This window comes from Glycomyces tritici (genome assembly GCF_030403505.1).
The window spans coordinates 623,667-647,924 of record NZ_JAUEMJ010000001.1; the positions used below are offsets into that span (position 1 = coordinate 623,667).

Below are 24,258 nucleotides of genomic sequence, written 5' to 3' on the forward strand. Positions count from 1 at the left end.
GACGTCACTGGCTTTCCAATCCATAGATCTTGCGGGGCTGGTGGTAGGCGAGGTCGATCGCGACCTCCGCGGCCTCCTGCTCGGTCATCCGGTGCTCGGCGACGAGTCGGGCCAGGTAGGCGGCGTCGACGCGGCGGGCCACGTCGTGCCGGGCGGGGATGGAGCAGAACGCTCGGGTGTCGTCGACGAACCCGGCCGTGTTGTAGAACCCGGCGGTCTCGTGCACGGCTTCCCTGAAGCGGCGCATGCCTTCCGGGGAGTCGAGGAACCACCAGGGGGCGCCGATGAACACCGAGGCGTAGCCGCCGGCGAGCGGGGCGATCTCGCGGCTGAACACGGTCTCGTCCAGTGTGTACAGGACGATGCGGAAGCGCGGGTCGTTGCCGAACGCGTCGAGGAGCGGCTTGAGCGACTTCGTGTACTCGGTCGGGTTCGGGATGTCGCCGCCGACGTCGCGGCCCCAGCCGCGGTAGAGCCACTGGTTGTGGTTCCGGTTCGAGCCCGGGTGCAGCTGCATGACCAGGCCGTCGTCGACGCTCATGCGCGCGAACTCGGTGAGCATGAGCGCTGGGAAGCGCAGGATCTCGGTCTCGTCGGCGTCGCCCTTGAGCGCCTTGGCGTAGATCTCGGCGGCGGCCTTCGGGTCGTCCTCCGTCGCCGCGGTGAGGTTGCCGTGGTCGGTGCAGGTGGCGCCGGCGGCGATGAAGTCCTGGCGGCGCTGGCGCAGCGCCGCGAGGAAGCCGTCGAAGGTGGACGTGTCCACGCCGGTGATCTCGGCGAGCCGCTCGATGCGCTCGCGCCAGCCGGGCCAGCCGGGTTCGACCATGTTGTCCGGCCGGAACGTCGTGACGACCTTGCCGCCCTTGCCGCCCCACTTGCGGCCGTCCGCGGCGGGCATCCCGGCCAGCGCGGCGTGCGGTTCGAGGGAGTCCACCGGGGACTCGGTGGTGGCGAGCACTTCGATGTTGAAGCGGTCGAACAGGGCCCGGGGCCGGTAGGCCGGTTCGGACAGGCGCGCGGAGAGGTGGTCGTAGAACTCGTCGGCGGTGTCGGGGCCGAGTTCCTTGTAGATCCCGAAGACCTCCGCGAAGGTGTAGTCGAGCCACATCTTGGAGGGGGTGCCGCGGAACAGGCGGTAGTGCTCGGCGAAGCGGCGCCAGATCGTGCGGCCGTCCACTTCAGAGGCGGTGCCGTCGACGGACGGGACGCCCATCTCGGCGGGGGTCACGCCCTGGCTGTAGAGCATCCGGGTCAGGTAGTGGTCGGGGACGACGAACAGCCGGGCGGGGTCGGGGAACGGCTGGTTCTCCGACATGAGGCGCGGGTCGACGTGCCCGTGGGGGCTGACCAGCGGCAGGTCGGTGGTGCGCTGGTGGATCTCGCGGGCGATGGCGCGCGTTCGCTCGTCGGCCGGGAACAGCCGGTCGGGACTAAGACTCATCGGTGTCCCTCCGGTTCGGGGAGAGGCGAGCGCAGCGACGGGTGCGGGAGGCTCATCTGGGGTGTCCTACTTCAGGAGGTCGGCGACGTCGACCGGGAGCCCGGTCTCGATGGACGCGTTCGCGGCCAGGCCCGCGGCCAGGGCGTTCACGCCGTCCTGGGCGCTGGCGGAGCGGTTGTGGGGGTCGGTGTCGCCGTCGAAGAGGACGCCGAGCATCCGCACGTCGCCGCCGCCGTGGCCGGAGCGCTGGTAGTCGCCGAGGTCGATGCTGCGGGGCTTGGTCCAGAAGGGGTGGAGGGTGAGCTCGTACCGGCCTTCTTCGGGGGAGGCGTCGGTGCCGTGGAGCGTGGCGCCGTTGGGGCCCTTGAGGGCGGGGTTGACGTGGTCGTTCTCGACGACGAGGAGTTCGAGGCGGCCCTGGGTGCCGTTGAAGTGCACGCGGTAGCCCTCCCAGGGGGAGTAGGCGGTGAGCCGGTAGGAGAGCGTGACGCCGGAGTCGTAGTCGATGAGGGCCATCATGTCGTCGTAGATGGTGACGCCGGGTGCGAACACGGACCGGTCGCGGATGTAGCCGTCCTCGTCTTCGGCGTCGAGGTACATCTCCTTGAGGCCGGGGCTGTCGGCCATGTGGAGGGCGAAGGGGTCGTCCGCGGCGAGCGGGGAGCCGTTGACGCGGTCGTAGCCGCGGTCGTGGCCGGTGCGCTTGCCGTTCTCGCCGTAGAAGGCGAGCTTGCCTTTGGCGAAGGCGCGCACGGGGGCGGCGTCGAGCCACCAGTTGACGAGGTCGAAGTGGTGGCCGGACTTGTGGACGAGGAGGCCGCCGGAGTGCTCGGCCTCGCGGTGCCAGCGGCGGAAGTAGTCGGCGCCGTGGCGGGTGTCCAGCAGCCAGTCGAAGCCCACGGAGGTGATCTCGCCGATCGCGCCGTCGCGCAGGAGTTCGGCGACCTTCTCGTGGAGGGGGTTGTAGCGGTAGTTGAAGGTGACGGTGACCGTGCCCTCGGACTTCGCCTCGGCCTCGAGGATCGCGGCGGCGTGCTCGCCGGTGGTCGTCAGCGGCTTCTCGCAGATGACGTCCTTGCCGGCGGCGAGCGCGGCGAGGAGGTACTCGTGGTGGGTGGCGTCGACCGAGGTGACGATGACGGTGTCGGGGTCGGTCTCGGCGAGGAGCTTGTCGAAGTCGGCCGCGGCGTAAGCGGCGGGGGCGGGGTGGCCGGCGGCTTCGATCGCTTCGCGGTGGCGGGCGATGCGCTTGGGGTTGGTGTCCGCGAGGGCCACGAGGCGGGCTTTGTCGCTCCGCTCGGTGATGGCCTTGCGGTACATCGTGGCGCGTGAACCGGTTCCCACGAGGGCATAGCGATGCGGCGTCCCAGGCATGTGACTCCTTCGTCGGCGAGTTTTGGTAAACGCTATCGGAGAAACTTGCCACAATCAAGAGCCGGATCTGTCAGGGCTTATTTCGGCGTGGCCTTCGTGAAGGGGGGCTTGACGACCCGAATTGGCAACCGGCGGCCACGCACATCGAGTTCAAGCTCTGCTCCGGGCTTGTACGACGCGTCGAGCAGCGCCAGCGCGACGCCCTTCTTCAGGGTCGGCGCGTGCGTCCCCGATGTGGTCTCCCCCACTACGTCGTCGCCGTCCATGACCGCCATGTGGGCGCGCGGCACGCCCTTCCCGGTGGCCTCCAGGCCCCACAGCCGCCGCTTCGGGCCCGCGGCCCGCTCCGCCTCCAGCGCGGCCTTGCCCCAGAACTCCGGCTTGTCCCAGCCGATCGCCCAGTTCAACCGCGCCTGCACGGGCGTGATCTCCAGGCTCAGGTCCTGGCCGTGCAGCGGGTAGCCCATCTCCAGGCGCAGCGTGTCTCGCGCGCCGAGCCCGCACGGGGCCGCGCCCGCGACGAGGATGCCGTCCCACAGGTCCACCGCGGCCTCGTTCGGGACGACCAGCTCGAACCCGGTCTCGCCCGTGTAGCCGGAGCGGCAGACGATCACATCGGCCTGGTTCACCAGGTGCTCGCGGAACGTCATGTACTCGTGGTCGTGCGGCAGGCCCAGGTACTCGAGGATGCGGGGCGACTCGGGCCCCTGCACCGCGATCACCGTGAAGGCGCGGTGCACGTCCCGCACCTCGACCCCCTCGGGGGCGGCCTCGCGCAGGCGGCGCGCCACCTCGGCCGTGTTGGCGGCGTTGGGGATCAGGAAGACCTGGTCGTCCGCGAACCGGTACGCGATGAGGTCGTCGACCACACCGCCCTCCTCGTCGAGGCAGAGCGTGTACTGCGCGCCGCCCGCGCCGATCCGGTCGAGGTCGTTCGCCAGGCACCGGTTCACGAACGCCGCCGCGCCCGGACCGGTCACCCACACCTTGCCCAGGTGCGAGACGTCGAACGCGCCCACGCCGGTGCGGACCGCCTGGTGCTCGGCGAGCACGCCGCTCGAGTACTGGAGCGGCATGTTCCAGCCCGCGAATTCGGCGAACTTCGCGCCGTGGACCAGGTGGCGTTCGTGCAGGGGCGAGGTGAGCAGAGTCTCCGACATGGGACAGAGACTATCGCGGCCGTCCCAGTGACTAGGATCGGAGCATTTGGTCCCCACACCCGCGGCCGCAATGGTTGTCATTCCATGTGCCGTGGACCACGACGCTAAGGATGCACCGTGACAGAACTGATCTCCGCCTCCGGCGACATTGCGGCAGCTGACGCCGAAGTGCTCGTCGTCGGCGTCTTCTCCGGCGAGGACGCCCCCGAGCTCCCCGAGAGCCTCGCGGGCGTCGACGCGGCCTTCGGCGGACGCCTCGCCGAGCAGCTCGCGGTCCTCGGCAACACCGGCTCGGCCTCCTCGCTCACCCGCCTCCCCGCCCCCGAGGGCCTGGCCGCGAAGCTCGTCTACGCGGTCGGCCTCGGCGACGCGGACGACCTCGACGACGAGACCCTGCGCCGCGCCGCCGGCACCGCCGTGCGCGCCGCGTTCGGCAAGGCCGGCGTCGCCATCGCCTTCGAAGGCGACCCCGCGGCCACCGCGGTCGGCGCCGCCCTCGCCGCCCACAAGTTCGCGGGCTACAAGACCGACGGCAGCGGCGACGCCGCCCCCGCCGAGATCCGCGTCTACGGCGCGACCGAAGCCGCCGTGGCCAAAGCCGCCGTGCTCGCCGAGAGCGTCGCCCTCGTCAAGGACTGGGCCGACACCCCCGCGAACCTCCTGCGCCCGCCCGGCTTCGCCATCGAGATCGAGCAGGCCGCCCACGACGCCGGCCTCGAGGTCGAGATCCTGAACGCCGAGGCGCTCGCCGCCGGCGGCTACGGCGGCGTCCTCGCCGTCGGCGGCGGCTCGTCCGCCGAACCGCGCCTGGTCCGCCTCACCTACCGGCCCGAAGGCGCGACCAAGCACGTCGCGTTCGTCGGCAAGGGCATCACCTTCGACTCCGGCGGCATCAACATCAAGCCCGGCGCGGGCATGTGGGACATGAAGGGCGACATGGCCGGGGCCGCGGCCGTCGTCGGCGCGACCCTCGCCGCCGCGAAACTGGGCCTGGCCGTCGACGTCACCTGCACGGTGGCGCTGGCCGAGAACATGCTCTCGGGCTCCTCGTTCCGCCCGTCCGATGTGATCACCATCCGCGGCGGCAAGACCGTGGAGGTGCTCAACACCGACGCCGAGGGGCGCCTGGTGCTCGCCGACGCGATCTCGCGGGCGCTCGAGGACGAGCCCGACGCGCTGTACGACGTCGCGACCCTCACCGGCGGCCAGCTCGTCGCACTCGGCCGGCGCACCATGGGCCTCATGGGCACCGACACCGAGACCGAGCGGCTGCGCCGCCTCGGCGAGGTCACCGGCGAGCACGGCTGGCCGATGCCGTTCCCCGAGGACATCGTGAAGCTCATGGAGTCGTCGATCGCCGACGTCTCGCAGTGCGCGACCGGCCTCAAGCGCGACGGCCACATGGTCCAGGGCGGGGTCTTCCTGTCCAAGTTCGTGCCCGAGGAGCTGCCGTGGGCGCACCTCGACATCGCCGGCCCGGCCGACTCCGACTCGACGTACGGGTACATCGCGAAGGGCGCGACCGGCTTCCCGGTGCGCACCCTCGTGGCGTTGCTCGAGGAGTTCGCCGCGTAATCACAGCGATGGAAGAGGGGCCCGGCTCGAGCCGGGCCCCTCTTTCACCGATGGACCTCACCACCAAGTGGCGGGACAGTGCGGTGAATATTGCTGAATCGTTGCGCGAACGGCGGGGGAAATCGCTACTGGCGACGCTGCTGCTCGAGCTTCCGACGCGCGTCGAAATCCCGCTTACGCTGCGGATATCCAGTCTTCGCGACCTCGTACACCGGGGTGTTGTACTTGCGGCCCAGGGCGAACGCGCCCGCCGGGCCGTCGACACGGCGCCGGGTCCACTCGCCGTCGTGCGCGATGAGCATGACCGTGGTCTCGGTGACGGTGGTCTTCGGCTCGAGGTAGGCCTCGACGCCCGTGCGCGTCTTGATGAAATCGATCAGATGTCGCTGGTCAACGTTGTCAGAGGCACGGTCCAGCGTTCCCTTGCCCTGTTTCTTCTTCCGTCCGAACAAGCCCACGGCCGCTCCTCCCGCACCACTCCAGGCGTGAATTCCAAGCGTACACACGCGCGAGGACAGCTGTGTCCAGCCGCACACGAACGGGACTTTCCGAATGCTCGCAGCAAGCGGTTGAATGGTGTTGCACACTCCAACCACAGGGTCTGGCCGATCACGAGTCGCCGCCGGTGGAAGGATGGGCTCCGAACCTTAAGCATCGTTATGTGGGGAGAGCAATGAGCGACCCGAACGCAGGATACGACGTCGTCATCCTGGGCGGCGGCAGCGGCGGCTACGCGGCGGCCTTCCGCTCGGCTGAGCTGGGCCTCAAGGTGGCCTTGATCGAAAAGGACAAGGTCGGCGGCACGTGTCTGCACCGCGGCTGCATCCCCACCAAGGCGCTGCTCCACGCCGGCGAGGTCGCCGACACCGCTCGCGAGTCCGAGCAGTTCGGCATCCTCGCCGAGTTCAAGGGCGTCGACATGCCGGCCGTGAAGAAGTACAAGGACGACGTCGTGTCGAAGTTGTACAAGGGCCTGCAGGGCCTGGTCAAGGCCCACAAGGTCGATTTCATCCAGGGCACCGGCAAGCTCGTCGGCCCCAATGCCGTCGAGGTCGACAACGGTCAGACCGTGACCGGCAAGAACGTCATCCTCGCCACCGGCTCGTACTCCAAGACCCTTCCCGGGCTTGAGATCGACGGCGAGAAGATCATCGCCTCCGAGCACGCGCTCGAGCTCACCGAGCTGCCGAACAAGGCCATCGTCATCGGCGGCGGCGTCATCGGCGTCGAGTTCGCCTCCGCCTGGAAGTCCCTGGGCGTCGAGGTCGAGATCATCGAAGGCCTCCCCCGCCTCATCGCGGCCGAGGACGCCGACTCGTCGAAGCAGTTGGAGCGCGCGTTCCGCAAGCGCGGCATCAAGTTCCACACCGGCAAGTTCTTCGAGAAGGTCGAGAGGACCGCCACGGGCGTGCAGGTCACGATCCAGGGCGGCACCGTCGTCGAAGGCGACATCGTGCTCGTGGCCGTCGGCCGCGGCCCCGTCACCGCCGGCATCGGCTACGAGGAGCAGGGCATCACCCTCGACCGGGGCTTCGTCCCGGTGAACGAGAGCCTCCAGACGAGCATCCCGGGCGTGTACGCCGTCGGCGACATCGTCCCCGGCATCCAGCTCGCGCACCGCGGCTTCCTCCAGGGCATCTTCGTGGCCGAGCACATCGCCGGCCTGAACCCGGCCCCGATCGACGAGACCGGCATCCCGCGCGTGACCTTCACCGAGCCCGAGGTGGCCTCCATGGGCCTCAACGAGGACAAGGCGAAGGAGAAGTACGGGGCCGACAAGATCAAGTCGGTCAACTACAACCTGGCCGGGAACGGCAAGTCGAACATCCTCAAGACGCAGGGCTTCATCAAGCTCGTCGCGGTCGAGGACGGCCCGATCGTGGGCGTACACATGGTCGGCGCCCGCATCTCCGAGCAGATCGGCGAAGCGGAGCTGATCTACAACTGGGAGGCGTACGCGACCGACGTCGCGAACCTCATCCACATGCACCCCACCCAGAATGAGGCCATCGGCGAAGCGGCGATGCTGCTGGCCGGCAAGCCGCTGCACGCCCACGACTAATCCACAACCGCAGGAGTTGAACGAACGATGCCGACATCGGTAACGATGCCCGCTCTCGGTGAGTCGGTCACCGAGGGGACAGTCACCCAGTGGCTCAAGAAGGAAGGCGACACCGTCGAGGTCGACGAGCCGCTCCTTGAAGTCTCGACCGACAAGGTCGACACCGAGGTTCCTTCGCCGGTCGCGGGTGTGCTGCTGAAGATCGTGGTTCCCGAGGACACGGACGTCGAGGTCGGCGGCGAGCTGGCGATCATCGGCGACCCGTCCGAGGCCACCGGGGACGCCCCGGCCTCCCCGGCTCCGGCCCAGGAACCGCTGCCCGAACCCGAGCCCGAGGCGAAGACCGAGGCCCCGGCCCCGGCCGCCCAGGAGTCCGAGCCCGAGGCCCCCGCCGCCGAGGCGGCCCCGGCCGCTTCCGGCGGTCCGGCCGAGGGGACCGAGGTCCTGCTCCCCGAGCTGGGCGAGTCGGTCACCGAGGGCACGGTGACGTCGTGGCTCAAGGCCGTGGGCGACACCGTCGAGGTGGACGAGCCGCTGCTGGAGATCTCGACCGACAAGGTCGACACGGAGATCCCCTCCCCCGCCGCGGGGACGCTGCTGGAGATCCGGGTCGCCGAGGACGAGACCACCGAGGTCGGTTCCGTGCTGGCGATCATCGGCTCCGGTGCCGCTGCGCCCGCCGCACCGGCACCCGCCGCCGAGCCGACCCCGGCCGTGAAGTCCGAGCCTGAGCCCGAGACGGCTCCGGCGAAGGCCGAAGGCACGCCGACCAAGCCGGCCCCGGCCGCGCCGGAGACCGCTCCCGCGCCCGCCGCGGCCCCGGCCGCAGCGCAGGCTCCCGCCGCGTCCAAGCCCTCGGGCTCGTACGTGACGCCGCTGGTGCGCAAGCTCGCCTCCGAGAACGGCGTGGACCTCTCCGAGGTCACCGGTTCCGGTGTGGGCGGACGCATCCGCAAGGAGGACGTCCAGTCGGTCATCGACGCGAAGAAGGCACCGGAGCCCGCTCCGGCCGCCGCCGCTCCCGCTTCCGCTCCCGCGAAGGCTGCCCCGGCTCCGGCCGAGGTCAGCCCGCTGCGCGGCCGCACCGAGAAGATGAGCCGCCTGCGTCAGGCCGCCGCCAAGGCGCTGCTGAACTCGATGCAGTCCACGGCGCAGCTGACGACGGTGCGCGAAGTGGACGTCACGAAGGTGGCGAAGCTCCGCGCGGCGAAGAAGGACGAGTTCCTCGCCCGCCACGGCGTGAAGCTCTCCTTCCTGCCGTTCTTCTCGATCGCCGCGATCGAGGCGCTCCAGCAGTACCCGATCGTCAACGCCTCCATGAACATGGAGGAGAAGACGATCACCTACCCGGACGCCGAGCACGTCGGCTTCGCGGTGGACACGCCGAAGGGCCTCATCGTCCCGGTCGTCAAGAACGCCGGCGACCTGAACATCCCGGGCCTGGCCAAGCGGATCGCCGACATCGCCAAGAAGGCCCGCGACGGCGGCCTGGCGCCCGACGACCTGTTCGGCGCCACCTTCACCATCACCAACACCGGTTCGGTGGGCGCGCTGTTCGACACGCCGATCGTCCCGCTCGGACAGTCCGCGATCCTCGGCACCGCCGCGATCGTCAAGCGTCCCCGCGTGATCAACGACCCTGAACTGGGCGAGGTCATCGCGGTGCGTTCGGTCATGCACCTGACGCTGAGCTACGACCACCGCCTCATCGACGGCGCCGACGCCGCCCGCTACCTCGAAGCGGTCACCAAGCGCATCGAAGAGGGCAACTTCGAACACCAGCTGGGCCTGTAAGGCGGGTCAGCGACACCGGAAGGGGCGCGACGGGATCATCCCGTCGCGCCGGGCGCGACGGGATCATCCCGTCGCGCCCCTTCTGCGTGCAAATGCCATAGTCCTGCATCTGCAGGGGGCCTCCACAAGTCGCGTCTCCTACCCGTAACCGGCAAAGCGTGTCCTCGTTGTTCCTACAACCCACCTTTTGTGACCCCACGCGGAAGTTAGGAACTCGAATGTCGATCGAGTACAACGAACTCCTCGCCATGTTGATGGAGACACGCCCCGAATTCGCGACCGAACTGTACAACTGGACCGACGGACCCGACCTTCCCGACTACGACGCCATCAGCGTCTCCCGCCGCACGATCACCCTGCCCGAACAGCCGGGCCGCCTCCGCGTCTGCGTCGCCGCGGCCTACTCCAAAGGCGACGAGCGGGTCGTCGCCCTCCTGTTCGACGCCGTCCTCCAGCCCGACCCCGCCCAGGCCGAGTCCTGGCTCCGGTTCATGACGGACGCGCAGCGGGCGATGAGCTGCATGGTGGTCTTCGTGGTGCTGTGCCGCGACGCGAAGACCGCCGACTGGGCCCTCACGTACAGCGCCGTGGGCGACATCGGCTGCTACGTACTGCCGGTGGTGATTCCCTCCTTGCTCGCGAACGCATAGAATGAGACCCGGCCCTCGCCGCCGTCCCCACCACGGCAGCGAGGGCCGCTCGCATTCCAGCGGCCGACCGCGCCCTCGCCACAATGACGAAGACCGCTCACATCCGGGTGATTGATGCGCCCCGCCACGCCTCGCCCGGTCCTTGTCGCACCCACATGGGACGCTTGAAAACGGGGGCCTTCCCGCTGCCCGTTTTGAAGGCTGACGCCGGAATCGCCCAACTCCCGCCTAAACCCGTTGCGGCGCTGCCGGAGCCCGTCCACACTCATCGCATGTCCCGATTCGGACCCACGGTCCCCTACGACGCCACCGCCGTCCGCAACGACTGGTCGACGCTCCCCGCATACGTCCAGGAGCGCATCATCGCCGAACTCGGCGGCAAGCCCGCCGACATCCGCATGGCCGGCGGCGGCTTCAGCAGTGCCTTCGCCGCCCGAGTGCGCGCAGATTCCGGCGCCGAGCTCTTCATCAAGGCCGCCGGACCCGACAACGCCTGGGCGCTCAACGTCTGCCGCCGTGAAGCGCTCATCAACACCGCACTCCCCCAAGGCGTTCCGGCCCCGCGCCTCGAGTTCGCCGCCGACTTCGAGGACTGGACGGTCCTCGGCTTCGAAGCCGTCGACGGCCGCGCCCCGACCCTCCCCATGAGCCCGCGCGACCTCGACCTCATGCTCGACGCGTGGGCCGCCGCTGCCGCCGCCCTCACCCCGGCCCCGCAGGCGCTGCTCGACCTCGGCGTCAGCGCCCGGCCCGTCGACCACCACCTGCGCCAGTTCGCCTTCATCGAGTCGGGCGGCATCAAGCCGTTCCCGGTACCGCCCGTCCTCGAAGGGCGCCTCAGCGAACTCGCGCAGCTCGAAAAGGGCATCGACGAGGCGCTCACCGCCGACTCGGTCATGCACTTCGACCTGCGCCCGGACAACATGATCGTCGGCGCCGACCAGGCCTGGATCTGCGACTGGAACTGGGTCGAGGTCCACTCGACCTGGTTCGACACCGTGTGCTTCCTCATTGCGGCCCATGGCGACGGCCACGACGCCGACGCGCTCTTCTGGGCCCATCCGACCGCCGCAGGCGCCACCGCCGACCAGCTCGACACCGCGCTCACCTCGATCATCGGCTACTACCTCAGCCAGGCAGACGATCCCCCGATCCCCGGCGTATCCCCGTACATCCGGGCCCACCAGCGCTGGAGCGGCCTCGCCGCCGCCGACTGGCTCGCCCAGCGGCGCGGCTGGACATGACCGGCCCACGCGGCGAGTCCGGAGCGAGGGAACGCCCGCCTGCGAGCGACGGATCACCGCCGGACTCGACTGCTGAGGCCCCGCCCAGCTCGACCGCCGCCGAGGCGCCGCCCGGCCCGGCCTCGGCCGAACCCGGGCGCGCCTTCGGCTTCGGTTCGCCGGTCGACTTCGCCAACACCGCGGTCCGACCGGACTACACCGACCTGCCAAGGGCCGTGCGCCGGCATATCGCCGCCGAGCTCGGCGGCGAGCCGGTCGAAGTGCTGATCGCCGGCGGCGGCTTCACCACCGGATTCGCGGCCAAGGTTCGCGCTGCCTCCGGCGCTGCGGCGTTCGTCAAAGCGGCCGGTCCGGCCACCCCCGAGGTCCGCGACGCCTACCAGATGGAGGCCCGGTACACCGCCGCCCTTCCCCGCTCGGTCCCTGCGCCGAGCGCGCTGTTCCACGCCGACATCGAGCACTGGAGCGTGAGCGGATACGAAGCGCTCCAAGGCGAACCGCTGACGCTTCCGATGCGTTCGGAGACGCTCGACCGCATGCTGGACACCTGGGCGGCGTCCGCGAGGGCGCTCAATCCGCCGCCGCCGGACCTCGTCGCGTGCGGCATCAGCCCCAAGACCGCCGAGAACCTCAGCTTCTTCCAGAACGTCGCCAACGGCAGCGCCTCACCGATCCCGCTGCCGCCGAGCCTTGACGGGCGATGGACCGAACTGGCGGAGATCGAAACCGGCATCGACCGCATCCTCGTGACCGACCAGGTGGCTCACGGGGATCTGCGGCCCGACAACTTCTTTCTCGGCAAGGAACGGGCCTGGATCTGCGACTGGTCCAAGCCCCGGCATGTGCCGCCATGGGTGGACACGGTGAACGTGCTGATCGTCGCGAACGGCGACGGGCACGACGTGGAACACCGCTTCTGGTCTCACCCGACTTCCGAAGGCGTCACCGGCGAGGAGCTCGACACGATGCTGGCCGCGATCACCGGAGCGCTGCTCGACGGCTGGGACGACGCACCACGGAGGATCGTCTCCCCCGCGATCCATCACCACATGCGCTGGGCGGCACTCGCAGCGGCCGACTGGCTCGCACGGCGGCGCGGCTGGTGATCACTCCTCGGTGAACAACTCCGACGCGCTCGACACGAACGGGGCCCTGAACAGCCACGACTCAATGAGTGCGTCGTCGGTGCACGAGGCGAAGCGCGCCCGGTCCTCGTCACTGACTCGTACCCCGTTCCCGTCGAGGAACGCCAGCACTGCCCTCACGAGCCTCGCCCGCGTCTCAACGCGGACCGTCTCGCGACCCGCGGCATGGGCTTCGGCACGTTCAAGCGGCATGTTCCTCATGGACTCACGCTAAGCGGCAACGGAATCGAGCGTGGGAACTGCGAGTCGTGTCGCTTGTCAGGTTTGCGACATTTGCGACACTCAGCCGGACGAAGTGCTCCCATTATTCAGGAAGTCTCTCCCACATACTAGGCATGACTCGATATGGTCACCTCATGGCGAAAGAGACTGCGACCTACATCCACGGTCACCACGAATCGGTCCTGCGTTCCCACGCTTGGCGAACGGCGGAGAACTCGGCGGCGTACCTGCTGCCCGAGCTGCGTTCGGACAGCACGATCCTCGACATCGGCTGCGGCCCCGGCACCATCTCGGCGGACTTCGCCGCGCTCGCCCCGGACGGCCATGTCACGGCGGTCGACTACGCACCGGCCATCGTGGAGCAAGCCGCGAAGGAAGCCGAGTCCCGGGGCCTGACGAACATGACCTTCGGGGTCGCCGATGTCCACGACCTGCAGTTCGCCGACGACTCGTTCGATGTCGTGCACGCCCACCAGGTCCTCCAACATGTGGGCGATCCAGTCCAGGCCTTGCGAGAAATGCGGCGGGTAGCGAAGCCGGGAGGGGTGGTCGCGGTGCGCGACAGCGACTATCGGGCGTTCACCTGGTTCCCGGCATCAGCGGGTCTGAGCAAATGGCTGGACTTGTACGAAGAGGTCGCCAGGGCGGGCGGAGGCGAGCCGGACGCGGGCCGCATGTTGAAAGCTTGGGCGCTGCGAGCGGGATTCGCCGAGGACGCGGTCAAGGCGACCTCGACGACCTGGACCTTCAGCAACGAACAGGAACGGGACTGGTGGGGCGGCCTCTGGGCCGACCGGGCGCTGCATTCCGACTTCGCCAAGCAGGCGGTCTCGGGTGGACATGCCGCCCAGGAAGAGCTGCAGGCCGTCTCCGAGGCATGGAAGGCCTGGGGAGAGAACCCGGAAAGCTGGCTGATGATCCCGCACGGAGAGGTCCTGGCGAGGGCCTGACGGCCGCTGAGGCAGCCGCCGCGCCGATGCCGCGCAACAACGAGGCCCGTGGGGTGGGAGGCGAAACCTTCCACCCCACGGGCCTCTGAACGTCAGCGTGTCAGCACCAACTCAGGCTATGACCGACTGGCCGCGCGGAGCAGCCCCGTAAAGTCGGTAGCAGCGAGCTCGAAGATCGGAGAAGAGTCACCGAGCTTGCTATCCCGAACTTCGAAGCCGGCTACCGCGACACGCGTTTCAACGCAGTTGTCTCCGTCGCCACCGCTACGGCTTGACTTCCGCCACGGTGCGACGCGCGCTTCGAGGCAATTGCCTCCGTCGCCGCCACTGCGGCTGGACTTTCGCCACCCGTTCTGACTCATTGTCTGAACTCCTTGATCGCCCTGGCCTGCCCCAACCCCGACTCGAACGCACGCCTGCAGGCCTTCACCGGTTCAACGGCTTCAACGAACCGCGACTCACCAGGAGCTTCGAAGTAAGCGAGGTCAGGGTCCTCGTCATCAAGGAACGATAGTAGGTTGAACGGCGCGATCAGCGAGGGATGTGGCCCAGCCGCAAACGGTAGGTAGACGATCGTTACATTTGGCCGCTCGTCGGCTTCCCACAAGTGCTCCAGCTGCTCGAGATCGCACCCGCCTCGGAGAACACCTTCCTGGAGCAACACTCGGATCTGCACGGCCTCGCCGCGGTCCTCAATCTCCTTCTGCCTGCGCAACCGCAGCTCGACCATCTTTTCCGCCTCCTCCGGAGGAAGCTGCGAATTCCGGTCGTGGAGGCCGCGCATATAGCGCTCAGATTGGAACAGGCCGGGAACCAATGTCATCTCGTGCAGGTCGAGCTTCACCGCTATCCGCTCGAAACCGAGGTAGGGGCTGAACCCTGCCTTCACCCAGGCTTCCGCCGATTCCGCAAAGCTCGTGTCATCTAGCACGTCCCAAAGTCGCTGGAGCTCGAACTTCTTCTGCGGAGTCGCCTCGAAGAGGTCGCAGAGCGAACCGATCACCGGGTAAGTCAGGTTGGTTCGCTCGCCCTTCACCAGCCGCGAATAGGTCCGAGTGGAGCCACAGATCTTGATGATCCGAATTTCATTCGCGGGTATACCCGCCGAGGCACGCATCTTGTCGAGCTCGCGCCCGATCTCGCGGCGAAGCGCTCTTGCATCTGCCATCCGCTGAGTATCACACGAATCCGTTGCCACACAACCACCACGAAACGGTCGGCAGTTTTGGTCGGCAGTACGCCGATCAGGATTGCCGAGCACGTGCGCCCAGCTTTTCCGCCGTGCCATGACCTGGGGTTTTGATCTTGATTCGACCTTGTGGATGGACCTATCTTCGTTGCATCGCACCTTCTCCACCAGAAACCCACCAGAGGCTTCAGCGAACTGGAGGCACCATGCAGCAGTATCCGAGTATCGAGCACGATCCGCGTCCTTCGCCTGTCCCCCATGTGAACGAGATCGGCGTTGTCCTCTTCGAATCGACTCGCGTCCGCTGCATCCTCGACCATGACTGGGGCACTGTCATGTGCTTCCGCGTCGCCTCTGGCGAGCCCTCGATCTATCTCGGAGTCCTCACCGGACCGGATACCGGCTCGGCCAACCTCCACCTCGTCACCGAATCGCGTTGGCGTTTCCCGACTCCGGAACTCCGCGAAGCCTTCCGCCAAACGATCCTGGCCCTCTACCGCAGCTGGAGAGCCCAGACTCAATCTCATCCCTAACCAACTCGGGCGCGGCGGTGGGACTAACTGCAATCTCAGTCCTCCACAGACACGGTCGCGCTCGTCAGACGTCTCGTTTGCGCGGCCTCCCCAGGGGGTTCGGCGCCGAGGCACTTCACGGCCGCGTCCGGCGATGGTGGGTCCCGGGCGCGGCCACCTCAATTCACAACCCACGTTCTACGCCGCGGCCATGATCGCGTGGCGCTCAATCGAACGGAGAACTGTCAGTGGCCGTCTCTACGCTTTCCGCAACGGGCCTTGCTCGCCCGACAACTGCACAACAACTGGAGGCACCGATGTCCGCACCTGAACTCGAGAACCTCGCCGATTCCATAACCGCCCTTGCCGGAGCCCGCACACGCATCCCGCTCAATCACCTGCTCCGCGAGACCGCGCTGAACATCCTCATCCTCGCCCGCATCGCCTCGAACCGTCTGGACGACCGGCTCCGCCGTGAAGAGATCGAATCCGCGGCCGACCACCTCGTGACCCAACTCCGCCACGCCGCTTGGGAACTCCCGACCCTGCCTCCGCACGCGCCGCCTTCACCGCCCGATCCGGCACCACCACCACCACCGGCCTCGCCGCCGCTGCTTCCCCCCGCACGCTGACCGAGACCGCGCCGCGGCTCACTTCACATGTTGATGGGGGTCGCGGCTCACTTCACCGCGTTGATGCGAGTCGCGGCAGTCCACTGCAGCAGCCACTCGGGCACCTGAAGATCTGGCGGGAATCCGCCGGCGAGCTTTTCGAGCTCGTCGTGCTCCACCGAACCCCCGGATCGCTTCAGGAACCGGGTGCGCACGAAGGCCTGGGCGTACACCGTGTCGCCAACGCAGAAGGTCTGCTCGATGTATCCCCAGCGCTCGTCGAATCCGAGCACTCGGGTCCGAAGTTCGAACATCTGCCATGGCCGCAACGATTTCCGGTAGGTGATGGTCTGCCCGGCCACGACCGGGTACCAGCCCTGCTCCTTCATCTTCGCCCAGAATCCGGATCGCATCATCAGATCGATACGGCCGAGGTCCATGATCGTCAGGTAGCGCCCGTTAGTCATGTGCCCCAAGGGATCAAGATCGTTCGGCATCACCCGGAATGGAGTCGCGGCCGTATCCCAGATCTCCAGCGCCTTCCGACGCCGCAAACGCATCCAGAGGAGAAGCAACCGAAAGTAGAGGTTCAACAGAGCACCGCCGATAGTCCTGTAGACATGCTTACCCAGCAGACAAGTTACCCGACAGTAGCATGATGCCGCCGCACGAGAAAACCTTCGCCCGCGAACACTTGCCGCCGATACCATCCGTAAATGATTGAGCTTACCGACCATTTCAGCGGCAGCGCGGCGGCCCGCTACGACCAGAGTTCGTCCGAGATGTTCGCGCCCGAGAAGGTCGACCCGGTCGTCGACATGCTCGCAGATCTGGCGGGAACCGGACGCGCACTCGAGTTCGCCTCCGGCACAGGCAGAATAGCCCTCCCACTCGCCGCTCGCGGCATCCCGGTGAGCGGCATCGACCTCTCACCGGACATGACCGCAGAGCTGCGCGCCAAACCGGGCGGCCAAGACCTCGACATCACGATCGGCGATATCGCGTCCACCCGCATTGACGGCGACTTCCGCGTGGTCTACCTCGTGTTCAACACGATCGGCAACCTCACCTCACAAGACGCACAGGTCGCCTGCTTCGAGAACGCCGCGGCCCATCTCGAACCGGGTGGCTGCTTCGTCATCGAGAACGGCGTTCCCGACCTCCGCCTCATCCCGCCAGGCCAGAATGCAGTGCCGTTCGCCATCGGACCGCGCAAGTTCGCCTTCGACCTCTACGACTGCGCGACCCAGCAGATGAGCTCCAACTACGTCACCATGAACGACGACGGCACCGCAAGCCAGAAGTCCATCCCGTTCCGCTACACCTGGCCCGCCGAACTCGACCTCATGGCCCGCCTCGCCGGCATGACCCTCCGCAACCGCTGGGAAGACTGGGCCGGCACCCCCTTCACCCACGAAAGCCGAAGCCACGTCTCCATCTGGCAAAAGCCCACCTGAGTTGACTGCGTCATCTGAACGCCGCAGTGCTACACCGGCGGCCTGCGATCGGTCACCGTTTAGGTAGCGCCCTCTCGATCGGTGGCGAGAACCAACGCGCTACCGGGGATCCAGTGATTTGAGGGTCGGCTTGAAGGCCACCGACACTATCGGTGAACCACCCTTGGACCCGTTCAAGTCTCAATACTCCGTTACCCTCGAGCGAGATCTCCCTGAACGCCTCCCTCACCTCCAAGGCAGGTCATGACCATCGATTGGATCTACGAAGTCCCCACGGCGGGCCGCAAACACCTGCCACCGGACGCTCGGTATATGGAAGCCCTCAGCAGTCAGGGCTACCGACTTGAGGTGGCCATTGCGGATCTGGTCGACAACTCGATCGATGCCGGTGCCGAGAACGTGGCGGTCCGCTTCCTTCGGGATCATGACCGGCTCGTCGGCCTGCTCGTGATCGACGACGGCCGGGGCATGGCAGAGGACGATCTCGACGTGGCGATGACCGTCGGTGGACGACGGAACTACGACGGGCGAGCGCTTGGCATGTTCGGCACCGGCTTGAAATCGGCCTCGCTGAGCCATGCCGCTTCGGTGACGGTCGTCAGCAGGACACGACACCTCGGAGCAGTAGGACGCCAGTGGGCCATGGAGCGCGCAGTCGAAGGGTTCCAATGCGATATCGTCGCCCCCGGATATGCGCAGTCGCTCATCGACCGCTACTCGTCACGACCGATTGAAGATCAAGGCACGATCATCCGGTGGGATGAGGTGAAAGACTTCCCTCGGCACGGTGGCGCGGGCCAGACAGATCGATACCTGCATCGCACCATCAACAAGCTCGGTATGCACCTCGGTCTGCACCTGCATCGATTTCTCGCCCGCGACGACTTCAGTATCACGATCGCGGTGGAGGACGTATCAACGGGCGCCCAGTACGTCAATTTCGGCGTACGACCGATGGACCCCTTCGCATATCCGGTGCCAGGCCATCAGGAGTACCCCCTCCGGTTCGCAGCCGATGTTCCCTCCGTTGGTTCGATACCTTTGACTGCGCATATCTGGCCGCCGAAGTCCTCGCTTGACGAGTATCGAGCCGTTGGCTCGGTCATGGAGCGGCAGGGTTTCTACTTCTACCGCCACGATCGGTTGGTGCAGGCAGGAGGCTGGAACGGTTACCGGCAACCCGAACAGCACCTCGCTCTCGCCCGAATCGTCGTGGACCTCCCAGAAGAATCGGGAGACGTATTCCGACTCACCGTGAAGAAGGAGGGAGTGGAGGCCGGTCCCGCGTTCACTTCCGCCCTCGAAACGGCTTGCAGCAGCGGAGAACGCACGTTCGGCAGGTTCCTGGAGGAGGCCGAGGAGGTCTATCGCGAGGCCCGCAAGCGGGAAGGTTTGAAGCGCAAATCGGTGATCGGACCAGGAAAAGGGTTCGATCCCGTCGTGAGAGAGGCCATCGAAGAGGAACTCCCCCTCATCCCGGGCGAGCAACCGATCACCGTGCGCTGGCGACATCTCGACGATGGAGCCTTCTTCGACATCGACCGCGACGGTCGAATGATCGTGTTGAATCGCGATTACCGAGAAGCGGTCCTCGCCGGCCGCCGCGGTGGCCTCGACGATGCCCCTCTGTTGAAGTCTCTGATGTACCTGCTGCTCCACCAGGTATTCGAGAAGGAGTACAGCGGCAGCAGAGAGAAGGACAACCTGCAAATGTGGCAGGCCGTGCTGCGGTCAGCGGCAGCGGCCGAGGTCGACCATGGGGTCGCAGACGGCCTCGAGACCTGGCTCCGAGTCCTTGGACCGCCGAATTCCAGCGCACCTGACCATCGAACGGCGGACGACGCTCTTGAGTGACTCACGATTTCCCGGATTGGCCTGGTCGACCGTCGAGGAACAACTCGCCGATGGGATGGGCGTCCGATACCCCCTCTCCAATGGAACCGGCCCGGAGGTCCACTATGACGTCGAAGACGGTGGCGACGGAATCTCACTACTGGTCGGGCTGGACCGTACCCAGAAGCCGCCACGGTCCCCACTGTCAGCAGTCAAGGTCGACACGGTGTTCCTCGATGGTCGGCGTTCGGCGCGTTTCAGCACCACCCGACCCGAGCTCTTGCGTGACTTTCATGATCTGGTGATGGCGATTGCAGAACGCATTGTCATCAAGGGCGCCTCCCTCGAACGCGCCTTCGACTCAACGGTCCACGCCTGGAACGCCCTGCTCGATCGGCCGCGATCGATGAGTATGCAGCAGCGCCTGGGACTTCATGGAGAACTCGCGGTACTTCAGTGTCTGGCCGAACAGGAAGGGTGGCCTGCGGCCATCGACGCATGGGTCGGACCTCAGGGTGAGGAGCACGACTTCGCGCTGGCCGGCTGCGATCTCGAGGTGAAGACCACCGCTTCAGAGCTGCGTCGACACACGATCCATGGCGTCGGCCAGCTCCAGGAGAAAACAAATCGTCCATTGTGGTTTATTTCTCTCCAGCTCACCCGAAGTGGCGGAAGCGGTACGACTTTGAGTGAGTCGGTGGGGGCGGTTCGTCAAGCCACCGCAGACTCAGACCTCCGTGCGCTGCAGAAGCTGAACGACGCGTTCACGGCGGTTGGCTTGAACCCTGGCCATGTCGACGACGAGCACTGGACGATTCGCAACGATCCCCTGGTGCTATCCACCACCTCTATGCCCCGGCTCACGCTCGAGATGCTTCCCGCCGCGACTTCCGGTCACATTGCAGCGGTGGTCTACGACGTGGACGTGACCGGGGCGCAATCCGCGGACGACTGTCCGATCGACCTTTCAACTCTCCGACTCCCATGATCGTGAGGACCAAGCCGTGCATGAAGTCTCTGACGTCCGAGTCGCCCTCCACCAGGCCGTGCTCGGCGACATGGCGACCAGCAAACCGAAGCGCCTGCAGAAGTCGCTGACATACCAGGCGGAGGACATCGAGCCTTCGGATCTGGCCAGGTCTTGCGCGTCAGAAGACGACTTTCGGCAAACACTCCGCGAAGTCTCATCGACGGACCGGCTGGTCGACATGTGGCGAAAGCGCCTGACCTCCTGGGACTATGCGGATGGGCCATCCTGGTCCCAGGCCTCGTCTCGAACCGAGGAACGTCGAGGAGACATCTACGATCGCCTGGAACTGGGACCGGAGACGCGCAAGCTCCTCAGTCAACTGATTCCGGTCTATAAGACCGAAGCACCGGTCGTGATCAGCGATACGCATCGGGAGTGGTATTCGACTACCGAGCTGCACGGACGTGAGTGGTATTGGCCCAAGTACCTGGACCTCCTGTCCGCGAAGGGTTGGCTCGACCACGCCATCGGCGCCGTCAATGACGCCTCGGGTAAAGTCGTCGAACGCCTGGCCAACCCCTCGGATCCGGAGATCTACCAGTCTCGGGGGCTCGTCGTGGGACACGTTCAGTCCGGCAAGACCGCCAACTTCACCGGTGTAATCGCGAAGGCCATGGACGCGGGCTACCGCCTGGTGATCGTCCTCAGCGGCACCCTCAACATTCTGCGTGCACAGACCCAACGGCGGCTCGACATGGAACTCGTGGGCCGCGAGAACATTCTTCGTGGCGCCAGCGAGTTCGAGTCCGACTATGCGGACGATCCTGCGTGGGCGAAGGGGCAGTTCGCAACATTCGGAGCACTGCCGTCGGCGCTCGGCGGCTTCGACATCGTGCGAATGACAACCTCGGTCGAGGACTACAAGAGCCTGCTGCAGGGGATCGTCGCTTTGGAATTCGAAAAGCAGGAGCCTGCACTTCCCTTGTACGATCCGCAGAATCTGCACCGCTCCTCCGCACGCCTCATGGTCGTCAAAAAGCACAAGGGTGTGCTTGCGAAATTGGTCAAAGATCTCAACAAGATCAAGACGCCGCTCTCGGAGATTCCGGTCCTGATCATCGACGACGAGGCCGATGAGGCCTCCGTCAACACCTCAAACCCTGCTCGAACCGCGAAGCGAACTGCGATCAATCAAAAGATCTCGGAATTGCTACGACTGCTACCACGAGCGCAGTACGTGGGCTACACCGCTACACCGTATGCCAATGTCTTCGTAGATCCCAGCGACGCAGAGGACATCTATCCGAAGGATTTCATCATCTCGCTTCTCCCTCCGGACGGGTACATGGGCGCCCGGGACTTCCACGACTTCGACCTTCCAATCGACGCTGAGGAACGAACCGTTGCCAACTCGAACGAGAAGTCGCACGTCCGCGACATCCTCATACAGGGCGAAAACGACGACCCCTGCCTGCAGGAGGCGATGGACATGTTCATCCTCACCGCGGCTATGAAGCTCTACCGTGAAGAAGAAGGTGGTTTGGGTGCAGGACACTTCACCCACCACACGATGCTCATTCACGAGTCGGTGCGCCAGTCGGTACATCGCGAGCTGCTGGGACGCGTCACCAAGCTGTGGTGGGGTGCCGGTTATACGGGTGAGAACGGGCACGAGCGGCTTCGCCGGCTCTTCGAGAGCGACATCCTTCCCGTATCCCGAGCTCGAGCCAAAGGGGAAGCCGTCCCGTCGACCTTTGATGAGCTTGCCCGCCACGTGGGCACAGCGCTCAACCGCATCGGTGGAGATGATCAACCGATCATCGTCGTCAACGGAGACAAGGACATTGAGACCGGAAAAGCCGACTTCGACAAGCGACCGATCTGGAAGATACTCATCGGTGGACAGTCGCTTTCGCGAGGCTTCACGGTCGAAGGGCTGACGATCTCCTATTTCCGACGGTCGACGAACAACGCCTCCACTCTAATGCAGATGGGCCGTTGGTTCGGGTTCCGCGACGGGTATCGCGACCTCGTGCGGCTCTATCTCGGCCGCGAAGAGATTGTAGGCCGGAGGAAAGTTGACCTATACGAACTCTTCGAGGCGATCTGTCTCGATGAGGAGGCCTTCCGCTCAGAACTTCGGCAATATTCGGAACCGGTCAACGGCGAACCGCAGATTCGTCCCAAAGATGTGCCGCCTTTGGTCTCCGCTCATCTTCCCCATATCAAACCGACCAGTGTCAACAAGATGTACAACACCCGCCTGGTGGAGCGGGGATCTGCGGGAGACTGGCACGAGCCCAGCGCCTACCCGAAACAGACTGCCGTCTCCGATCTGCGTCACAACGTAAACACGTGGACTTCAGTTTTCGAATCACTGTCCACCGAGCCCAAGGAGTTCTCCCATCCTGGTGACGGCCGCGGTAAATATCGATTCTCCGCGCTGACAGGCGAACTCTCCGCCACGGAGTTTCTAAAGCTCGTCAGCGATCTGCGCTGGAGTGACGACGGGGTTAGGTTCCTCCCCAACCTGGCCTTCCTGAAGAAGATCACCCAAGGCGAACGTCCGAAAGTGGATGATTGGCTAGTCCTGGCACCACAGCACAACCTCGATAACACGTTCACGCTCGAAGTAAACGGACGCAGCTACTCATGGTTCGCCCGCGACCGCCGACGTGAATCGCTGTTCGGCGCGATCGGCGACCCAAAGCACCGCCCCGCAGCACTACGTATCGCCGGCGCGAAGACCGAGGTCGGGAATGAAGTCACGGAATCGATGAAGTCCCCCCGCCGAGGCGTGGTGGTGTTGTATCCGGTCGTCGAATGGGACAACCGTCTCGAAATTGGCGAATCAGGCGATATTGACCCTGGCAAATTGGTCATGACATTTGCTTTTGTGGCGCCCGCATCGAGCCAAAGTAGCGACGGACGCGTAGTCCGCTTTGAGGCGATCGACTCGGGGAAGGGACTGGTAATCGACGTCGGGGAGTAGACGGAGAATGGCATCTGGAAAAGCTCGATCGAGGGTATGTGGGTAATATGGGAAAACGACGCACCGATTCTCGGATGAGCGCAGTAGCAGTCTGTGCTGGTGCCGGAGGGCTCGCCCTCGGCATGGAGCGCGCGGGATTCGAACCTTTGCTCCTGATCGAGAAACGGCAGGTGATCTGTGAAACGCTTCGGTTGAATCGGCCTGCCTGGAATGTCCTGGAAGGCGACCTGCTGGATTTTGATCCGGACGCTCACCCGTACTCGTACGACGTCGATCTCCTCTACGGCGGTCTTCCCCGCGTCAAGGCCAGCGCCGCCGTGAGCCGCAGAGACAGCGACGAAGAAATACGGATCCTAGAGGCCACCGTCATGCTCGCGCACGCCGTCCGACCTCGTGCCCTGCTTATCGAGAACGTCCCCGATCTCGCGGTCAAGCCCGAGTATGAACCGATTCGAGAGTTCATGGCCACGGAACTTTCTCACTTGGGCTATGAACACATATGGTTCACGCTCAACGCCATGGATTACGGCGTGCCGCAAAATCGCAAACAGTCGGTCCTCATCGCCTTTTCCGAGGACTCTATGAGTCGTTTCGTTCTTCCGGAACCTGAGACCAAGCCGCCGTCGACAGTGGGAGGGACCCTTCACTCGTCCATGGGTGAGCGGGGCTGGACTGCGGCCTCCGAATGGGCTGCGCTCGCCGACACTGTCGCTCCCACGCTCGTCGGAGGCTCTTGGAATCGCGGTGGGGCCGACCTCGGACCCACCGGTTCCAAGCGGGCTTGGGCTCGGCTCGGCGTGGACGGCGGCACTGTTGCAGACCAAGTTCCCGGCCCCGAATTTCAGTGGGATCCGGGGCAGGGGAGAGAGGGCATGGTGCGGCTGACCATCGCGCAGACGGCTTTGTTGCAAGGTTTTCCTTCCGACTGGGTCTTTGCCGGCCGAAAGACCGCTCGCTATCGGCAGGTGGGTCACGCCACCCCGCCACCGGTCGGGTGTGCCCTCGGGAACGCCGTTCGAAAGGCGCTCGAGCGGCCATGAATCCGTCAAGGGCTCCGATCCCTCAAGTTGTGCACTC

22 protein-coding genes are annotated in these 24,258 nt (G+C 66.0%); 14 read left to right on the plus strand and 8 right to left on the minus strand.

Annotation, left to right across the window (positions count from 1 at the left end; genetic code table 11):
* Positions 1 to 4: 4 nt before the first annotated feature.
* The 3 genes from uxaC to gcvT form a co-directional block, all read right to left on the minus strand.
* On the minus strand, positions 5 to 1,441 hold the full coding sequence (gene uxaC / locus QWI33_RS02880; protein ID WP_289954672.1) for a glucuronate isomerase: 1,437 nt from the start codon (positions 1,439 to 1,441) through the stop codon (positions 5 to 7).
* A 66-nt stretch (positions 1,442 to 1,507) separates the two neighbouring features.
* Positions 1,508 to 2,815 carry a Gfo/Idh/MocA family protein gene (locus QWI33_RS02885; RefSeq protein ID WP_289954674.1) on the minus strand — a complete coding sequence of 436 codons (1,308 nt, stop codon included), beginning with the start codon at positions 2,813 to 2,815 and terminating at the stop codon, positions 1,508 to 1,510.
* A gap of 77 nt (positions 2,816 to 2,892) precedes the next feature.
* Positions 2,893 to 3,975, minus strand: coding sequence for a glycine cleavage system aminomethyltransferase GcvT (gene gcvT / locus QWI33_RS02890; RefSeq protein WP_289954676.1), 1,083 nt, complete (start codon positions 3,973 to 3,975; stop codon positions 2,893 to 2,895).
* Positions 3,976 to 4,092: 117 nt separating this feature from the next.
* Here gcvT and QWI33_RS02895 point away from each other — a divergent pair, with 117 nt between their 5' ends.
* Positions 4,093 to 5,550, plus strand: coding sequence for a leucyl aminopeptidase (locus QWI33_RS02895; protein WP_289954677.1), 1,458 nt, complete (start codon positions 4,093 to 4,095; stop codon positions 5,548 to 5,550).
* A gap of 125 nt (positions 5,551 to 5,675) precedes the next feature.
* On the opposite strand, the gene QWI33_RS02900 is transcribed toward QWI33_RS02895, so the two are convergent.
* Entirely contained in the window at positions 5,676 to 6,008 is a 333-nt protein-coding gene (locus tag QWI33_RS02900; RefSeq protein ID WP_289954680.1) for an oxidoreductase, read from the minus strand.
* 215 nt (positions 6,009 to 6,223) lie between these two features.
* On the opposite strand from QWI33_RS02900, the gene lpdA reads away from it, so the two are divergent.
* The 5 genes from lpdA (at position 6,224) to QWI33_RS02925 (ending at position 12,406) form a co-directional block, all read left to right on the plus strand.
* Positions 6,224 to 7,612, plus strand: a complete 1,389-nt coding sequence (gene lpdA, locus QWI33_RS02905; protein ID WP_289954682.1) for a dihydrolipoyl dehydrogenase — start codon at positions 6,224 to 6,226, stop codon at positions 7,610 to 7,612.
* A 27-nt stretch (positions 7,613 to 7,639) separates the two neighbouring features.
* A complete protein-coding gene (gene sucB / locus QWI33_RS02910; protein ID WP_289954683.1) occupies positions 7,640 to 9,406 on the plus strand; it encodes a 2-oxoglutarate dehydrogenase, E2 component, dihydrolipoamide succinyltransferase in 1,767 nt (588 codons plus the stop codon).
* A 218-nt stretch (positions 9,407 to 9,624) separates the two neighbouring features.
* On the plus strand, positions 9,625 to 10,056 hold the full coding sequence (locus tag QWI33_RS02915) for a hypothetical protein (RefSeq protein WP_289954686.1): 432 nt from the start codon (positions 9,625 to 9,627) through the stop codon (positions 10,054 to 10,056).
* Positions 10,057 to 10,328: 272 nt separating this feature from the next.
* On the plus strand, positions 10,329 to 11,300 hold the full coding sequence (locus QWI33_RS02920; RefSeq protein ID WP_289954688.1) for a phosphotransferase: 972 nt from the start codon (positions 10,329 to 10,331) through the stop codon (positions 11,298 to 11,300).
* The gene (locus QWI33_RS02925; RefSeq protein ID WP_289954689.1) at positions 11,297 to 12,406 is read left to right on the plus strand and encodes a phosphotransferase; all 1,110 of its coding nucleotides are present in this window, start codon (positions 11,297 to 11,299) and stop codon (positions 12,404 to 12,406) included. Before QWI33_RS02920 ends, QWI33_RS02925 begins: the two co-directional genes overlap by 4 nt.
* On the opposite strand, the gene QWI33_RS02930 is transcribed toward QWI33_RS02925, so the two are convergent.
* Positions 12,407 to 12,646: a hypothetical protein gene (locus QWI33_RS02930; protein ID WP_289954691.1), complete on the minus strand. Its 240-nt coding sequence runs from the start codon at positions 12,644 to 12,646 to the stop codon at positions 12,407 to 12,409.
* 155 nt (positions 12,647 to 12,801) lie between these two features.
* On the opposite strand from QWI33_RS02930, the gene QWI33_RS02935 reads away from it, so the two are divergent.
* Positions 12,802 to 13,617 (plus strand): class I SAM-dependent methyltransferase, encoded by an 816-nt coding sequence (locus tag QWI33_RS02935; protein WP_289954693.1) that lies wholly within the window; start codon positions 12,802 to 12,804, stop codon positions 13,615 to 13,617.
* Positions 13,618 to 13,733: 116 nt separating this feature from the next.
* Here the strand turns inward: QWI33_RS02935 and QWI33_RS02940 are convergent, their stop codons facing one another.
* A complete protein-coding gene (locus QWI33_RS02940; protein ID WP_289954695.1) occupies positions 13,734 to 13,979 on the minus strand; it encodes a DUF397 domain-containing protein in 246 nt (81 codons plus the stop codon).
* Positions 13,976 to 14,785, minus strand: a complete 810-nt coding sequence (locus tag QWI33_RS02945; protein ID WP_289954697.1) for a DUF5753 domain-containing protein — start codon at positions 14,783 to 14,785, stop codon at positions 13,976 to 13,978. Before QWI33_RS02945 ends, QWI33_RS02940 begins: the two co-directional genes overlap by 4 nt.
* A gap of 227 nt (positions 14,786 to 15,012) precedes the next feature.
* Between QWI33_RS02945 and QWI33_RS02950 the strand changes: the two genes are divergently transcribed.
* Complete coding sequence (locus tag QWI33_RS02950) at positions 15,013 to 15,339, plus strand: hypothetical protein (RefSeq protein ID WP_289954699.1); 327 nt, start codon at positions 15,013 to 15,015, stop codon at positions 15,337 to 15,339.
* Between the two features lie 296 nt (positions 15,340 to 15,635).
* The gene (locus tag QWI33_RS02955) at positions 15,636 to 15,950 is read left to right on the plus strand and encodes a hypothetical protein (protein WP_289954717.1); all 315 of its coding nucleotides are present in this window, start codon (positions 15,636 to 15,638) and stop codon (positions 15,948 to 15,950) included.
* Positions 15,951 to 15,997: 47 nt separating this feature from the next.
* On the opposite strand, the gene QWI33_RS02960 is transcribed toward QWI33_RS02955, so the two are convergent.
* Positions 15,998 to 16,522, minus strand: coding sequence for an acyl-CoA thioesterase (locus QWI33_RS02960; RefSeq protein WP_289954720.1), 525 nt, complete (start codon positions 16,520 to 16,522; stop codon positions 15,998 to 16,000).
* 123 nt (positions 16,523 to 16,645) lie between these two features.
* Between QWI33_RS02960 and QWI33_RS02965 the strand changes: the two genes are divergently transcribed.
* The 5 genes from QWI33_RS02965 to QWI33_RS02985 all read left to right on the plus strand — a co-directional run bounded on the left by QWI33_RS02965 (position 16,646) and on the right by QWI33_RS02985 (position 24,221).
* Positions 16,646 to 17,386, plus strand: coding sequence for a class I SAM-dependent DNA methyltransferase (locus tag QWI33_RS02965; protein WP_289954722.1), 741 nt, complete (start codon positions 16,646 to 16,648; stop codon positions 17,384 to 17,386).
* A gap of 243 nt (positions 17,387 to 17,629) precedes the next feature.
* Positions 17,630 to 19,240, plus strand: coding sequence for an ATP-binding protein (locus QWI33_RS02970; RefSeq protein WP_289954724.1), 1,611 nt, complete (start codon positions 17,630 to 17,632; stop codon positions 19,238 to 19,240).
* A 16-nt stretch (positions 19,241 to 19,256) separates the two neighbouring features.
* On the plus strand, positions 19,257 to 20,207 hold the full coding sequence (locus tag QWI33_RS02975; protein WP_289954726.1) for a PD-(D/E)XK motif protein: 951 nt from the start codon (positions 19,257 to 19,259) through the stop codon (positions 20,205 to 20,207).
* A 16-nt stretch (positions 20,208 to 20,223) separates the two neighbouring features.
* Complete coding sequence (locus tag QWI33_RS02980) at positions 20,224 to 23,181, plus strand: Z1 domain-containing protein (RefSeq protein WP_289954727.1); 2,958 nt, start codon at positions 20,224 to 20,226, stop codon at positions 23,179 to 23,181.
* 74 nt (positions 23,182 to 23,255) lie between these two features.
* A complete protein-coding gene (locus tag QWI33_RS02985; RefSeq protein ID WP_289954729.1) occupies positions 23,256 to 24,221 on the plus strand; it encodes a DNA cytosine methyltransferase in 966 nt (321 codons plus the stop codon).
* The last annotated feature ends 37 nt before the right edge of the window (positions 24,222 to 24,258 follow it).